Source organism: Streptomyces sp. CB02400 (assembly GCF_001905725.1).
Taxonomy (GTDB): Bacteria; Actinomycetota; Actinomycetes; order Streptomycetales; family Streptomycetaceae; genus Streptomyces; species Streptomyces atrovirens.
Window position 1 is genome coordinate 284485 of record NZ_LIWB01000002.1, and the last position, 15692, is coordinate 300176.

The following is a 15692-nucleotide window of genomic DNA, read 5'->3' on the forward strand; positions in this document are numbered from 1 at the left end:
GCGGACCGGGGCCCTAGGATCGGGAGCCGGCCGTAGGGGGGACCATGGATCCGGAGATCGCCGCGCTGGCGGGGACGGCGGGCACGACCGTCGTCACACTGATGGTGACGAACGCCTGGGAATCGGCGCGGGACGGCATGGTCGCCCTGTGGCGCCGGTTCCAGCCCGCCAGAGCCGAGAGCGTCGGTGAGGAACTGGAGGCGGGCCGTGCGGAACTGCTCCTCGCGCGCCAGGCCGGTGACGCCGAAGCCGAGACCGAGCTGACCGCCGAATGGCAGGGCCGCGTACGGCGGTTCCTGCTCGCCCAGCCGGAGGCCGCCGACGAACTGCGGCGCATCCTGGACGACTTGAGCCCGTCGCTCCCGGAGGAACCGGACGCGCACCAAATCCACCTGCGGGCCCGCGCGTCGGGCAGCGCCCGCATCTACCAGGCCGGGCGCGACCAGCACATCACCGAACGATGAGCGTGCCGGGACCGATGGAGGGCCACGCCTCGGGCAGCGCCCGGATCTACCAGACCGGTGGCGACCAGTACATCGAGGAACACGTCCACCACTACGCCCCGGGCTCGGCCCCGCTGTTCGGACACCCGTGGACGGGCCCGGCCGAACCCCGCGGGACCGCCCCCGACTCCGTCCGCATGCCCCTGGTCGGTCGCACGCCCGGCGTCCTGCGGGACCGCACCGACCTCATGGAGCACCTACGGGCCGCCGTGGCCGGACCCGGCGGCGGCATCCAGGTCCTGCACGGAATGGGCGGCTGCGGCAAGACGGCCGTCGCCCATGCCCTGTTCACCGAGGCCGTACGGGACCACGGCCGCGTCGGCCTGTGGGTCAACGCCTCCGAACGGGTGTCCCTGCGCGCCGGCATGCTCGCCGTCGCCGGTGACCGCGGTGCCGCGGACGGCGAACTGGCCGCAGCGGCCGGCGGCCAACGCGCCGCGGCCGACCTGGTCTGGCACCACCTGGACCACTCGGCACAACCCTGGCTGCTGGTCCTCGACAACGCCGACGACCCCGGCATCCTGGAGGAAGGCGCCTGGCTGCGCCCGAGCCCCTCGGGGACGGTGCTGGTGACCACCCGCCACGCGACCTCCCCGCTGTGGCACACCCCGGGGACGAGCAGCCACCGGCTCGGTGTGCTTCCCCTGGAGGACGCGACCCTGGTCCTGCGTGATCTGGCCCCGGACGCGGGCACGCGGGAGTCCGCGCGGAAGGTCGCCCGCCGCCTGGGCTGCCTGCCCCTGGCACTGACCCTGGCCGGGGCACATCTGGCCCACCAGTTGCTGGAGTCGTGGTCCATGGACGAGTACGACCGGAAACTGAGCGAGGAGTCGACGGCCCTGGTCGACCGGGGGGCTCCGGCGACCGGCGGCGGACACTCCCGCCACCTCGTGGGCCGCACGTGGCAGCTCTCGCTGGACGGCCTGGCGGAGGGCGGCCTGCCGGAGGCGACGGCCCTGCTGCGGCTGCTGTCCTTCTGGGCGGCGGACCCCGTGCCGCTGTCACTGCTGATGCCGGCGGCACAGGGCGGGATCGACGGGCTCGACCGCCTCGATCCGCCGCTGACCGCCGCCCGCGTCGAACCGGCCCTGCGCGCGCTCCTCGACCACTCGCTGATCGACCTGGTCGAGACGGACGGGCACCGCTGCGTGAAGGCCCACGGGGTCCTGCTGGACAGCGTCGCCGCGGGCGTGCCCGACACGGAGCGCGAACTCCTGGCGGGAGCGGCGGGCCGGCTGCTGCGGGCGGCGCTGCCGCAGGAGGGCGCCGCGTCACCGCGGGCCCGCTCCCAGGTGCGGCTCCTGGCACCGCACGCGACCGGCCTGCTGCACCGGTCCCACCGCCACGGCCTGGTGACGGCGGAATCCGTACGGATCGCGGCCCGTGTCGCGCGACTGGTGTACGAGGCGGGAGACTGGACCGCCGCACTGGCCCTGGCCGCCACCGCCGCGAAGACGGCCGCGGAACACCTGGGGGACGAGGACCCGGCCACCGTCGAGGCCCGGTCGGGCCAGGGGACCGTCCTGTTCAGACTCGGCCGGTACGCCGAAGCCGCCGACCTCCTGCGACCGGTCCACCAGGACGCGCTGCGCACGCTCGGCCCCCATGACGCGCGCACCCTGGACGCGGCCTACGAACTGCAGCGGGTGCTGCACCGCCTGGGCGACCTGACACAAGCCCGTACGCTGCTGGAAACAGTCCTGGACGGTCGCCGCCACACGCTCGGCGAGGACCACGTCGCCACCCTCAAGACCCGCTGCGAGATGCTGGAACTCCGCCTCACGCAGGACGAGTTCGACGGCTACACGACGGCGGCCGAGGAACTGGCGGGGGACTGCGAACACCGCCTCGGCCCCGACCACCTGGTGACCGTGTGGGCGCGTGACGCACTGGCGCGGGGACTCCTGCGCTCCGGCCGGGGCGCCGAGGCCGAGGACCTCTTCCGCCGGGTGCTCGCCGGACAGCGGGCCGGGTACGGGGACGACCACCCGCTGGTCCTCGGGGTGCTCATCCAGCTCAGCCGGGCCCAGTACGCGCAGGGCAAGCGGGAGCAGGCCGCCGACAGCGCACGCGAGGTGGCCGAGCAGCGGGCCGCGGTCCTGGGCGAGGACCACCCCGAGACCGTCGCGGCCCGCGCCTGGTACGCCGAGGTCCGGGCGGAGCAGCCCGCGGGTCCCCGAGGAACGGAGCGACGGAGCCGTACCCGCTGACCGCGGCGTCCCGAGGCGTTCGGGGACCGGAAGTCCGTACGATCCCGGAGTGAGTCCGGTGGGTCAGCAGCCGCCCGGGCCGACCCCGTCGATGCGTCCGCCGAAGTCGCCGAGGTAGCGGGAGCGCCAGTCGCCGTTGAAGACGTCCCGCTTCTCGACGGGCTGCCAGTTCACGAAGCAGGCCCGGGTACTGGCCACGGCCGAGCCGACGTGGTCGTGGAGGCGGGGCGGCATGTCGCGGTAGCCGCTGCGCGCGGTCCACTCCCAGTAGTCGCCGTCGAAGCCCTCTTCGCTCCAGAAGCAGACCGACCCGTCGGGACAGGACGGGGGCGCGGCCGGGGCGGCGGACGCGGCGTGGGCCGGCAGCAGGAGGGCGGTCAGGGCGAGGGCGGCGGCGAGGGACCAGGAACGAGTCTTCACGGCACTCTCCAGTAAGGCGTCGTGGAGGCATGGAATCGCCCCGGCGGACGTGCCGGGGCGATTCCAGGGTCACGGCGGGGCGGGGGCGATCGGTCCGGTCCGCCGTCCACACCACCTGATGGAGCGAACCGGAGGCTCGGCGGGGGTGCCTCCCGGCGGGCAGCGGGCGCCGCACGCGCGGGGCGTGCGGGTCCGGGGCCCGGCACCCCGCGCCACCGGATCCACCCTCCTGGGCCGTCGGGCGGGGACGGCTCGCCCACGGCCGTCCTGCGCGGCCCCGTCGGTACCAGCTGTCCTGCGTGGCTCTGCTGATGCCGGCTGTTCTGCGCGGTCCCGTCGGTGTCGGCCGGGCACAGGCGGGCCGTGGTACGAGTCCGAGCCTTCGGTCCCTGACCGTCGGGAGGCCGCACCGGGCCTTACCGTGTGCCGGTGGTCCAGGGGGCGAGCAGGTCGTGATCGCCCGGTCGGCCAACTGCTGCTGAGTGAGGCCCTCCGCCTCGCGCTGCGCCTTGAGCCAGTCGTCGTGGATGCCGCCCGATCCGCCGGCCCTCTTGTGACAAAAGCTCTGTCATCAGCTCCTCTCCGGCGAGCCTGACCCCGCCCGTCCCACTCTGTGAGTGCATCGCCACGGACGGAACCGGCTGCCTCTCCCGTCGCGCCGACACCGTCGAACGGCTGCGACTCGCCATGGCCGGCGACCTCCTCGGCCACGCGGCGGACCTGCTCGGCGACCGCCGCGCGACCTCGGACCAGCTCCGGTCCCTGCTCGCGCGCATGCGCGAGTCGCTGACCGACGTGCGTCGGATCGCCGAGAGCCGGGGTGCCCGCCTGGTGGCTACCAGATCGCCTCGACCCACTCCGGGTGGTCGATGAACGGGTTGCGGTTGTGCTGGTACGAGTCGTAGATGACCTCGTTGCGGTTCTCCTCGAACGCGCTCGGCGGGTCCTCCTGGTGCCACTGCTTCAGGACCGAGAGGCGGCCGTGGTACGGGTTGCTGCCGTTGGTGACGGAGTCGTTGGGCTCCAGGTCGGGCCAGCCGTCGGTGCCCTCGTAGCGGACGGCCATGTAGAGGATCATGCGGGCCACGTCGCCCTTGACCGCGTCGCGCGGCTCGAAGGAGTTCGAGTCGGTCAGGCTGCCGCCGCTGTCGGTGAACGAGCTGCCGCCGTTGTCGAAGTCCTTGTTGCCCCGGACGGAGTTGACCCGGACGTCCTCGGGGCGCAGATGGTGCAGGTCGGTGCCGGGACCGGTGGAGGTGCCGAAGTCGCCGTGGGACTTGGCCCACACGTGCTCGCGGTTCCAGTCGCCCACGTCACCGCCGTTGAGGGACTTGCTGCGGGAGATGCCCGAGTACAGCAGGATCACGTTGCCGCTGTTGTCCGGGTCCTGGTCGGTGACCTTCAGGGCGTTCCAGACGGCCGAGTACGAGAGCTTCGTCTGGTCGCTGATGATCGTGTGCAGGGAGTCCTTCAGCGCCGTGCCGGACTTGCCGATCGCGTCGGCGTAGTACGTGTCGTCGTACGCGGTGGTCGCGGCGCCGGCGGTGGGGGCGTTCAGCGCGGGGACGGCGAGGCCGACCAGGACGGCCGAGGTGGCCAGGGCGAGGGTCTTCCAGCGGCGGCGTATGTGTGTCACGGGCATGGGGGCGTCCGATCTACGCGGGTTGATTGAAAGGCCGATCGAAGCGTGACATGGACATGTATGCACAGGGGTGAAGGAGAGGTGTCGGTCATGTGTCGGTAAGAAGTGACCGGCCGTCACCCGGCTGCCCTACGGTGACGCCCATGCGTCTGCGACCGATCCTCGCCACCCTCACCGCCGCCCTCGCGGCCGCCACCTGCCTCACGGCCGCAGGCCCTGCGGCCGCGCACGGCGGCAGGGCCTGCTCCCCGTCCGTCTCCGTCGACCGTTTCTCCGACGCCCTCGACAAGACGACGTACGACGGCACCTACGTCGGCAACCTCTCCGCCCTCGCCCCGGACCGTCACCGCACGGTCGCCGCCCTCTCCGACCGCTCCGCCCTGTTCCGGCTGGACGCCCGCACCCTGCGGCCCGAGGGCGTGATCCCGCTCGCCGACGAGAACGGGGCCGCGCTCGACGCGGAAGGGCTGGTCGTCGACCGGGACGGGACGTACCTCGTCTCCTCCGAGACCGAGCCCACCGTGCGCCGCTACTCCCGTGACGGGAAGATCCTCGACCGGCTCTCCGTACCCGGGGAACTCCGTACGCGCGCCCGCGCCAACGGCACCTTCGAAGGGCTGACCCTCCTCCCCGGCGGCCGCACCCTGATCGCGTCGATGGAGTACCCCCTCACCGGCGACCCCGACGACCAGGTCCGTCTCCAGACCTGGCGGCGCACCGCCCACGGCGACTTCCGGCCCGGCGCGCAGTACACCTACCGGATCGACCCGGGCCACGGCGTCTCCGAGGTCACCGCCACCCCCGACGGACGGCTGCTCGTCCTGGAGCGCGGCTTCACCTCCGGTGTCGGCAACACCGTCCGGCTCTACCTGGCCGACCGCCACGGCACCGCGTACGACAAGACCCTGCTCGCCGACCTCGCCGACTGCCCCACCCTCGGCGCCACCGCCGAGCAGCCCCAGACCAATCCCCTCCTCGACAACATCGAGGGCATGACCGTCACCGGCCGGTCCAAGGGCCGCCTGAACCTGCTCATGGTCAGCGACGACAACCAGAACGAGAACCAGACCACCCGCCTCTACGCTCTGCGCGTACGCCTCTGAACACCGCGGAGGGATGAAATCCGCCGTCGGCCGCGTTGGTGCCTTCCGGTAGATCAGGACGATCGGAGGGCACCGCGTGACACCGCAACGGGGATGGGCACGGCGACTGGCCGCATACGCGTGGCGGCATCCGAAGGACGTCGTCCTCGCGCTGGGCTCCTCCCTCGGCGGCATGGCCGTCATGGCGCTGGTCCCGCTGATCACCAAGGTGATCATCGACGACGTCATCGGCGACAGGACCAGGTCCATGACCACCTGGGCCGGTCTGCTCGTCGGGGCCGCGCTCGCCGTCTACGTCCTCACCTACATCCGCCGCTACTACGGCGGCCGGCTCGCCCTCGACGTCCAGCACGACCTGCGGACCGAGATGTACGGGACGATCACCCGGCTCGACGGCAGACGCCAGGACGAGCTGTCCACCGGGCAGGTCGTCGGACGTGCCACCAGCGACCTCCAACTGATCCAGAGCCTGCTCTTCATGCTGCCGATGACCATCGGCAACCTCCTGCTGTTCCTGATCTCCCTCGTGATCATGGCGTGGCTGTCGCTGCCGCTCACCGCCGTCGCCCTCGCCGTCGCCCCCGCCCTGTGGTGGATCGCCAAGCGCAGCCGCACCCGGCTGCACCCCTCCACCTGGTACGCGCAGGCGCAGGCGGGAGCCGTGGCCGGGGTGGTCGACGGCGCGGTCAGCGGCGTGCGCGTGGTGAAGGGCTTCGGGCAGGAGGAGCAGGAGACCGGCAAGCTGCGCGAGGTCGGACGGCGGCTGTACGCCGGGCGGCTGCGCACCATCCGGCTGAACTCCCGGTACACCCCGGCCCTCCAGGCCGTCCCCGCCCTCGGCCAGGTGGCGATGCTGGCGCTCGGCGGCTGGCTCGCCGTACGCGGGCACATCACGCTCGGTACGTTCGTCGCCTTCTCCACCTACCTCGCCCAGCTCGTCGGCCCGGTCCGGATGCTCGCGATGGTCCTCACCGTCGGCCAGCAGGCCCGCGCCGGCACCGAACGCGTCCTGGAGCTGATCGACACCGAGCCGTCCCTGACCGACGGCACCAAGGAACTGCCCGCCGACGCCCCGGCGACCGTCGAGTTCGACGACGTCTCCTTCGGCTACGACCCCGACCGGCCGGTCCTGGACGGCCTCTCCTTCGAGATCCGCCCCGGCGAGACACTCGCCGTCGTCGGCGCCTCCGGCTCCGGCAAGTCCACCGTCTCCCTGCTCCTGCCGCGCTTCTACGACGTCACCCACGGCGCCGTGCTCGTAGGCGGCCACGACGTGCGCGAGCTGACCACCGAGTCCCTGCGGGCCGCGATCGGGCTGGTCCCCGAGGACTCCTTCCTCTTCTCCGACACCGTGCGCGCCAACATCGCGTACGGCCGCCCGGACGCCACCGACGAACAGATCACCGCCGCCGCCCGCGCGGCCCAGGCCGACCGGTTCATCGACGAGCTGCCCGACGGCTACGACACCACGGTCGGCGAGCACGGCCTGACCCTCTCCGGCGGCCAGCGCCAGCGCGTCGCCCTGGCCCGCGCCATCCTCACCGACCCGCGCCTGCTGGTCCTGGACGACGCGACCTCCGCCGTGGACGCCCGCGTCGAGCACGAGATCCACGAGGCGCTCAAGGGCGTCATGCGGGGCCGTACGACGCTGCTGATAGCCCACCGCCGCTCCACCCTCAACCTCGCCGACCGCATCGCCGTCCTCGACGGCGGCCGGCTCGCCGCCATCGGTACCCACGACGAGCTGCAACGGCGCTCCGCCCTCTACCGCAGGCTGCTCACCGACCCCGACGAGCTGGGCGCCGTCTCCCCGGGCCACACCCCGCCCGCCGGGCCGCAGGAGGAGGACACCTCGGTCCGCGCGGAGCTGGACGCCGAGTTCGACGCCGAGCGCGGGGTCACGCCCCGGCTGTGGACCGGTGACCGCGAGCCCAAGGACGCCGCGCTGGCCGGCACCCCGGCCACCCCGGAACTCCTCGCCCAGGTGGAGGCGCTGCCCCCGGCGAACGACGTCCCCGACGTCGACGAGGACCAGGCCGTCCGGCCCGAGGACTCCTACGGCCTGCGCCGCCTCCTGCGCGGCTTCCGCACCCCCCTCCTCATCAGCCTCGGCCTGGTCGCCGTGGACGCCGGGATGGGCCTGCTGCTGCCGGTGCTGATCCGGCACGGCATCGACCAGGGCGTCACCCAGGCGGCCCTCGGCGCGGTCTGGGCGGCCTCCCTGCTGGGCCTGCTCGCCGTGATCGCCCAGTGGTCGGCGCAGATCGGCGAGATCCGGATGACCGGACGCACCGGCGAACGCGTGCTCTACGCGCTGCGGCTGAAGATCTTCGCCCAGCTCCAGCGGCTCGGCCTCGACTACTACGAGCGCGAGCTGACCGGCCGGATCATGACCCGGATGACGACGGACGTCGACGCGCTGTCGACGTTCCTGCAGACGGGCCTGGTCACGGCGTTCGTCTCGGTCGTCACCTTCTTCGGCATCATGGCCGCCCTGCTGGTCCTCGACGTCGGGCTCGCCCTCGTCGTCTTCGCCACCCTGCCCCCGCTGATCGTCGGCACGTACTTCTTCCGCCGGGCCAGCGTGAAGGCGTACGAGCTGGCGCGGGAGCGGGTGTCGGTGGTCAACGCCGATCTTCAGGAGTCGGTGGCGGGGCTGCGGATCGTGCAGGCGTTCCGCCGCGAGCGGGACGGCGGACGCCGGTTCGCCGAGCGCAGCGCCGACTACCGCGAGGCGCGCATACGGGGCCAGTGGCTGATCTCGGTGTACTTCCCGTTCGTGCAGTTCCTGTCCTCGATCGCGGCCGCGGCCGTGCTGGTCGTGGGCGGGGGCCGGGTCGACGACGGGACGCTGGCGATCGGCTCGCTGGTGGCGTACCTGCTCTACATCGACCTGTTCTTCGCGCCGGTGCAGCAGCTCTCCCAGGTCTTCGACGGCTACCAGCAGGCGTCCGTCTCGCTGGGCCGCATCCAGGAACTGCTGCGGGAGCCGGCCTCCACGGGAACCGCCGCGAAGCCGCTCGACGTGCCGTCCCTGCGCGGGGAGATCGCCTTCGAGGACGTGCACTTCGCCTACGGGGACGGCGAGGAGGCGCTCGACGGCATCGACCTCACCGTCCCCGCCGGACAGACCGTCGCCTTCGTCGGCGAGACCGGCGCGGGCAAGTCCACGCTGGTCAAGCTGGTGGCCCGGTTCTACGACCCGACCGGCGGGCGGGTCACCGTCGACGGCACGGACCTGAGGGACCTGGACATCACCGCGTACCGGCACCGGCTCGGGGTCGTACCGCAGGAGGCGTACCTCTTCCCCGGCACCGTCCGCGACGCCATCGCCTACGGCCGCCCGGACGCCGGCGACGCCGAGGTGGAGGCGGCGGCCCGCGCGGTCGGCGCGCACGAGATGATCGCCACACTGGACGGCGGCTACCTCCACGAGGTCGCCGAACGCGGCCGCAACCTGTCAGCCGGACAGCGCCAGCTCATCGCGCTGGCCCGCGCCGAACTCGTCGACCCGGACGTGCTGCTGCTCGACGAGGCGACGGCCGCGCTCGACCTGGCCACCGAGGCGCAGGTCAACCAGGCGACCGACCGCCTGGCAGGACGTCGTACGACGCTGGTCGTCGCCCACCGCCTGACCACGGCCGCCCGCGCCGACCGGGTGGTCGTGATGGACCACGGCCGGGTCGCGGAGGACGGCACGCACGACGAACTGCTGCGGCTCGGCGGCAAGTACGCCGCGCTGTGGCGGACGTTCGTCGGGGAGGACGTACCGGCGCCGGCGTGAGGGGCGGCCCCGCTCTTGTGAGGCGTGGGCGCAACCATCCGACCTACGTCATGCGTCCGTACACGCGTACGCCGCCTGACGCGGCAGGCGCGGTACGGGAGGACGACTGTGGGCAGTGGAGCGATACGCCGGCGACTCGCGCTCGGCCTTGCGGTGCTGACCGCCTCGGGGCTGCTCGCGGTCGCCGCGCCGGGGGACGCGCACGCCGCCTCCTACTGTGCCGGGCGCAAGGTGCGCACCCTGCCGTTCTCCACCGGCTCGGTGGTCGTCTACAAGCGGGGCGGCTACGTCTGCGCCGTCACCCTCGCCAAGAAGCCCGGCACCAAACGGAAGATGTCGGTGAGCGTACAGGCGCGCGGGGGCCGCCCGGTCGTCGACGAGGGCAACTTCAAGCACCACGCCGGACCGGTGACCGTGCACGCCGGCCGCCGCTGCGTGTGGGTGAAGGGCAGGGTCGGCGGGGGGGCCGTCAGCTCCGGCTGGATCCTGTGCTGACCCCTCGCCGATAGAGGGTTATCCCTATGTCCCCTGGTGCTGCGGGGAGTTGGTCGAGTAGCTTCCGGCGCACATCTGTCTCACAGGGGAGTGCGCATGCGCAAGGCGCTCAGATGGCTGCTGGCGCTCACGGTGCTCATAGGCACACTGAGTACGGCCGGGGCGGCCACCGCCGCCGAGCCGGAGGCCACCGGCACCACTGACATCAAGGAGAGACTGCTCTCCATTCCGGGCATGAGCCTGATCGAGGAGAAGCCGTACACCGGGTACCGCTTCTTCGTCCTCAACTACACCCAGCCGGTCGACCACCGCAGGCCCTCCAAGGGCACGTTCGAGCAGCGGATCACCGTGCTGCACAAGGACACCGCGCGGCCGACCGTCTTCTACACCGGCGGCTACAGCGTCTCCACGACGCCCCGCCGCGCCGAGCCGACCCAGATCGTGGACGGCAACCAGGTCTCCATGGAGTACCGCTTCTTCACCCCGTCCCGGCCCGAGCCGGCCGACTGGTCGAAGCTGGACATCTGGCAGGCCGCCAGCGACCAGCACCGCATCTTCAAGGCCCTGAAGAGGATCTACTCCGAGAACTGGATCTCCACCGGCGGCTCCAAGGGCGGCATGACCGCCACCTACTACGAGCGCTTCTACCCGCGTGACATGGACGGCGTGGTCGCCTACGTCGCCCCCAACGACGTGGTGAACAGGGAGGACTCGGCCTACGACCGCTTCTTCCGCACCGTCGGCACCAAGGAGTGCCGCGACCGGCTGAACGCCGTGCAGCGCGAGGCGCTGGTGCGCCGGGCACCGCTGGAGGAGAAGTACGAGGCGGTCGCCGCCGAGAACGGCTACACCTTCGACACCATCGGCAGCCTGGACCGGGCCTACGAGGCCGTCGTCCTCGACTACGTGTGGGGCTTCTGGCAGTACAGCACCCTCGCCGACTGCGAGCAGATCCCGGCGGACGCCAAGAACGCCACCGACGACGAGATCTGGACGTCGATCGACACGATCTCCGGGTTCTCGTTCTACACGGACCAGGGCCTGAGCCCGTACACGCCGTACTACTACCAGGCCGGCACGCAGCTCGGCGCGCCGACCATCCACTTCCCGCACATCGAGAAGAAGTACGTCCGCTACGGCTACCAGCCGCCGCGCAACTTCGTGCCCCGCTCGATCGGCATGAGGTTCGAGCCGTGGGCCATGCGGGACGTCGACTCCTGGGTCCGCCACAACGCGAACCACATGCTGTTCGTGTACGGCGAGAACGACCCGTGGGGCGCCGAGCGGTTCCGTCTCGGGCACGGCGCGCGTGACTCGTACGTCCTCACCGCGCCCGGCATGAACCACGGTGCGAACGTGGCCGGTCTGGTCGCCGAGGAGAAGGCGCTGGCCACGGCCCGCATCCTGGACTGGGCGGACGTCACGCCGAGCACGGTGCGGGAGAACCCGGCGGCGGCGAAGCCGCTGGCGAAGTTCGACGCCAAGCTGGACAAGCGGAACGTCGAGCAGGAGCGGACGCTGCGCCCGTAAGGGGTGACGCGGGACTACACCGGGCGGGCGCAGCCCACCGGTGACGTGCCGCCGAGCCGGACGTAGAGGGCCGTGGACGCCGGGCACTTGGACCGGTCGTCCACGGCCTTCACCACCTTGAACTCCGGTTCCCGTTTCTCGCTGCCGTCGCACGCGGTCTCGCGGACCTTGCCGTCGCCCAGGTCGTAGACGCAGTCGCCGACGATGGTGCGCGGCCCGCCCCCGCCGCCCGGATCGCCGGGGTGCGGCGGCTGGAGGTGGCGCATACAGGCGTAGCCGCGCGGCACCGCCCCGTCGCCGTCCTCGTCGGAGGAGGGGCGCTGCTCGCTGATGTGCAGCACGAAGTCGGTGGTGGCCGGGCAGCGCGGCCCGCCGCGCACGGCCCCGTCGTGGCGGGCGACGACCCGGGCCGCCGCCCGTTCGCTCCCGCAGGACACCTCGGTGAAACTGGTCCGGCCGAAGGAGCTGCACTCGTCGATCGCGAGGAACACCGCCCCGTACCCGGACTGCCGGGCCGGCGTCGGCGACGCCGTACGCCGCTCGACCGGCCTGCCGTCCTTCTCGGCGCCGCCCGGCGCGCTCTGGCAGCCGGTGAGCAGCACCGCGACCGCCGCCGCGAACGCGGCGCGCGTCCCCCACCCACTTCGCACGTGCATCGTCATCCCCCGGACACCCCCGTCCAGCGTGACCGGACGAGCCGGGACACGCCAGACATGTGGGGTGCTTTGCGCACCTTGGATACGGTGCGTCGGGTGTGTGACGTACGGGCGCTACGTCCAACAAGGTAGGAGTGGCGCGTGTGTGCGACCTGCTAGTACGTCAGCCCGTGTCCGACCGGGTACAGCACCGTCTCCGGGTCGTCCGCCCGCTGCACCGGCACCGGCAGCGTGCCGCGCGGGTCCACCTTGCCCGCGATCACCCGTGCCGCCGCCCGGAGTTCGACGTCGGTCCAGGAGTACGTCGCCAGATACGCCGCCACGCCGGGCAGATGGGCCACGTCGTAGGGGTTGCGGACCGCGACCGCGACCACCGGCCTCCCGGTCGCCAGCAGTTGCTCGACCAGCGTCTTCTGGCTGCCGGCCGCCGTGACGTTGTACGTCCCCACGACGACCGCGTCCGCGTCCTGGGCCGCCGCGACCGCCTTGGCGATGGTGGCGGCGGACGGTGCGGTGCCGGTGGACAGGGCGGTGGCGGTGAAGCCCAGCTCGGTCAGGGCGCCCGCGAGGACACCGGTCGGCGGTCCCGTCGTACCGGACGGGGAGGCCGGATCGGCGCCGACCACCAGCAGCTTCTGCTGCCTGCGCCGGGACAGCGGCAGCAGATCACCCTCGTTGACCAGCAGGGTGGTGGTGCGCTCGGCGATCCGGTCGGCGGCGGCCAGGTGCGCACGGGTGCCGACGGTGCGGTCGACTCCGGAGTGCGAGACGTACGGGTCCTCGAACAGACCCAGTCGCGCCTTCAGCCGCAGCACCCGCAGGATCGACTCGTCGAGCCGGTCCTCGGTCAGCTCGCCGTCGCGTACGGCGTTCAGGACCGCGTTCCAGGCGACGTCCAGGGAGGGCGGGTTGAGCAACTGGTCCACGCCCGCCTTCAGCGCCAGCACCGGCACCCGGTCGTCGCCGTACTTCGTGCGTACGCCCTCCATGCCGAGGGAGTCGGTGACCACGACCCCGTCGTAGCCGAGCTCCTCGCGCAGGATGCCGGTGAGGATGGGGCGGGAGAGGGTGGCCGGGTCCTCGGAGGCGTCGAGGGCCGGGACGACGATGTGCGCGGTCATGATGGAGTCGATGCCCGCAGCGACGGCGGCCCGGAACGGCGGCGCGTCCAGCTCCTCCCACTGCTCGCGGGTGTGGTGGATGTAGGGCAGCTCGGCGTGGCTGTCGGTGATCGTGTCACCGTGTCCGGGGAAGTGCTTGGCCGTCGAGGCGACGCGGGACGACTCGTAGCCCCTGACCTCCGCCGCGACGAGGCCCGCGACCGCCTCCGGGTCGGAGCCGAAGGAACGGACGCCGATGACGGGGTTGGCCGGGTCGACGTTGACGTCGGCCACCGGGGAGTAGTTCTGGCGGATGCCCAGGGCGCGCAGTTCACGGCCCGCGATCCGGCCGAGGGTCCGGGCGTCGGAGCGGGAACCGCCGGCGCCGACGGCCATCGCGCCCGGGAACAGGGTGGCGGGTTCGCCCACGCGGGCCACGATGCCGTGCTCCTGGTCGGTGGAGATCAGCACGGGCAGCCCGCGCGGCAGGCCGAGGGACGCCTTCTGGATGCCGTTGGACAGGCCCGCGATCTGGTGCGGGTCGCGGGTGTTGTGCGCCCAGGCGAAGTAGATGATGCCGCCGACCCGGTACTTGGCGAGCAGTTCGGCGGCCGTGCGGACGCCGATCTCCTCCAGGTTGGCGTCGACGTCGGCCTGGTCCGGGTCGGTGGCGGAGTGGCCGTAGACCCGCATCACGAAGAGCTGGCCGACCTTCTCCTCCAGCGTCATGCGGGAGATGAGGGCGCGCAGCTTTCTGTCGTCGTGCGCGGACCGGCCGCCGGCCGCGTGGACGGTGCCGCCGGCCGCGAGGGCGGTGGTGACGCCCGCCGTCGCGGCGAGGACGGTACGTCTGGACGGACGTGCGGTGCTTCCCGTGCTTCCGGTGCTGCTGTCGGGCACGTGCGCTCCTTTGGAAGGTGATCCGCGGGGACCGGGGATCCACTGAAGGACATCCTTGAAGGAAACTGCCAGGAGGTCACCAATATCCGGGAAGTTTCTGCCAGTCAAGGGAGTGCGCAGCAACCGGGCGGGACCCGCAGGGCTCGGGGGTCCGGAGGGCCTGGGGGACACGCAGGGCCTGGGGGCCTGGAGGCCTGGGGGCCGTCATCGGCGCGATGGGAGGGGGGCGCGCCGATGACGGCGTGCTGCCGGCCACGGCACGGCGGAGAGGGTTGGTCAGCGATCGCAGCCAGCAGCGAGGGCCGACACCGCACCACGGAGACTCATATCCGGCAGCCTGCACATGGGACGGACGGAGGTGGGGACGGGTTCCGCGGCCGGACCGGATTTCCCGAAATCGGGACCGGGGGTTCGTACGGGGTCAGCGGGGCGAGTGCGCCGACACCTCGGGCCAGTGCCCGCACAGCGTGCGGACGGTCTCCGCGATCGCCGGACGGCGGGCCGCCCCGGTGCGCCACAGCGCGTACAGCCGCCGTACGGGCATGGGGTCCAGCGGTACCTCCACCACACCGGCGGGCAGCGGACCGCGCCCCAGCCGGGGGATCAGCGCGATGCCGAGCCCGGCCGCGACCAGGGCGACCAGGGTCGGGTTCTCGTCGGCCTGGTGGACGATCTCCGGCTCGTGCCCGGCCGCGCGCAGGGTGCGCACCAGCCACTCGTGACAGACCCGCCCCGGCGGCTGGCAGATCCACCGCTCACCGCCCAGCTCCTCCCGCCGTACCGCCGTACGCCCCGCGAAGGGGTGGTCCTCGGGCACCAGCAGATCGCACAGGTCGTTCCCGATGACCGCCTGCTCCACGCCGGCCGGGGCGGGCAGCGGCGCGATGTCCCAGTCGTGCGCGACGACGAGGTCGACCGCGCCCTTGGCGACCAGGTCCACGGAGAGATGGGGATCGATCTCGGTGAGCCGCGTGTCGAGCGCGGGATGCCGGCGGGCCAGGTCGGCCAGGACGGGCGGCATCAGCCCGCGGGCCGCCGACGCGAACGCGGCGACGGTCAGCCGCCCGGCCGGTACCCCGCGCCGCTCCTCCAGCTCGGTCTCCGCCCGCTCCACGATGGCGAGCAGCTCCCGCGCGGTGCGCACGAGCTGATGCGCCTCGTCGGTCAGCCGCACGCCCCGGCCCTCCCGCTCCAGCAGCACCGTCCGCGTCTCCCGCTCCAGCTTGGCGATCTGCTGGGAGACGGCGGACGAGGTGTAGCCGAGCGCCACGGCGGCGGCACCGACGGTGCCGTGGACGGAGACGGCGTGCAGGGCGCGCAGCCGCTGGAGGTCGAGCATGACGGCTCCC

The 15692-nt window shown here is 72.5% G+C and carries 11 protein-coding genes; 6 read left to right on the plus strand and 5 right to left on the minus strand.

The window, feature by feature from the left end:
- The first annotated feature begins 44 nt into the window (after positions 1 to 44).
- Both AMK33_RS06440 and AMK33_RS06445 read left to right on the plus strand, forming a co-directional pair.
- Positions 45 to 464 (plus strand): hypothetical protein, encoded by a 420-nt coding sequence (locus tag AMK33_RS06440; protein WP_073931755.1) that lies wholly within the window; start codon positions 45 to 47, stop codon positions 462 to 464.
- Positions 461 to 2713, plus strand: coding sequence for a tetratricopeptide repeat protein (locus AMK33_RS06445; RefSeq protein WP_073931756.1), 2253 nt, complete (start codon positions 461 to 463; stop codon positions 2711 to 2713). The genes AMK33_RS06440 and AMK33_RS06445 overlap by 4 nt, the downstream gene beginning before the upstream one ends.
- A 63-nt stretch (positions 2714 to 2776) precedes the next feature.
- Here AMK33_RS06445 and AMK33_RS06450 read toward each other — a convergent pair whose 3' ends face one another.
- Together AMK33_RS06450 and AMK33_RS06460 are read right to left on the minus strand one after the other, a co-directional pair.
- On the minus strand, positions 2777 to 3133 hold the full coding sequence (locus AMK33_RS06450) for a peptidase inhibitor family I36 protein (RefSeq protein ID WP_073931757.1): 357 nt from the start codon (positions 3131 to 3133) through the stop codon (positions 2777 to 2779).
- Positions 3134 to 3968: 835 nt separating this feature from the next.
- Positions 3969 to 4775 (minus strand): endonuclease I family protein, encoded by an 807-nt coding sequence (locus tag AMK33_RS06460; protein WP_073931759.1) that lies wholly within the window; start codon positions 4773 to 4775, stop codon positions 3969 to 3971.
- Between the two features lie 143 nt (positions 4776 to 4918).
- On the opposite strand from AMK33_RS06460, the gene AMK33_RS06465 reads away from it, so the two are divergent.
- The 4 genes from AMK33_RS06465 to AMK33_RS06480 all read left to right on the plus strand — a co-directional run bounded on the left by AMK33_RS06465 (position 4919) and on the right by AMK33_RS06480 (position 11687).
- The gene (locus AMK33_RS06465; protein ID WP_073931760.1) at positions 4919 to 5878 is read left to right on the plus strand and encodes an esterase-like activity of phytase family protein; all 960 of its coding nucleotides are present in this window, start codon (positions 4919 to 4921) and stop codon (positions 5876 to 5878) included.
- A gap of 76 nt (positions 5879 to 5954) precedes the next feature.
- On the plus strand, positions 5955 to 9662 hold the full coding sequence (locus AMK33_RS06470; RefSeq protein ID WP_073931761.1) for an ABC transporter ATP-binding protein: 3708 nt from the start codon (positions 5955 to 5957) through the stop codon (positions 9660 to 9662).
- A gap of 108 nt (positions 9663 to 9770) precedes the next feature.
- Positions 9771 to 10157 (plus strand): hypothetical protein, encoded by a 387-nt coding sequence (locus AMK33_RS06475; RefSeq protein ID WP_073931762.1) that lies wholly within the window; start codon positions 9771 to 9773, stop codon positions 10155 to 10157.
- 96 nt (positions 10158 to 10253) lie between these two features.
- On the plus strand, positions 10254 to 11687 hold the full coding sequence (locus AMK33_RS06480; RefSeq protein ID WP_073931763.1) for a S28 family serine protease: 1434 nt from the start codon (positions 10254 to 10256) through the stop codon (positions 11685 to 11687).
- 14 nt (positions 11688 to 11701) lie between these two features.
- On the opposite strand, the gene AMK33_RS06485 is transcribed toward AMK33_RS06480, so the two are convergent.
- From AMK33_RS06485 to AMK33_RS06495, 3 genes are all read right to left on the minus strand, one after another.
- A complete protein-coding gene (locus tag AMK33_RS06485) occupies positions 11702 to 12343 on the minus strand; it encodes a hypothetical protein (RefSeq protein ID WP_073932062.1) in 642 nt (213 codons plus the stop codon).
- Between the two features lie 155 nt (positions 12344 to 12498).
- A complete protein-coding gene (locus tag AMK33_RS06490; protein ID WP_073931764.1) occupies positions 12499 to 14343 on the minus strand; it encodes a glycoside hydrolase family 3 N-terminal domain-containing protein in 1845 nt (614 codons plus the stop codon).
- 421 nt (positions 14344 to 14764) lie between these two features.
- On the minus strand, positions 14765 to 15682 hold the full coding sequence (locus AMK33_RS06495; RefSeq protein ID WP_073931765.1) for a LysR family transcriptional regulator: 918 nt from the start codon (positions 15680 to 15682) through the stop codon (positions 14765 to 14767).
- Positions 15683 to 15692 lie beyond the last annotated feature (10 nt).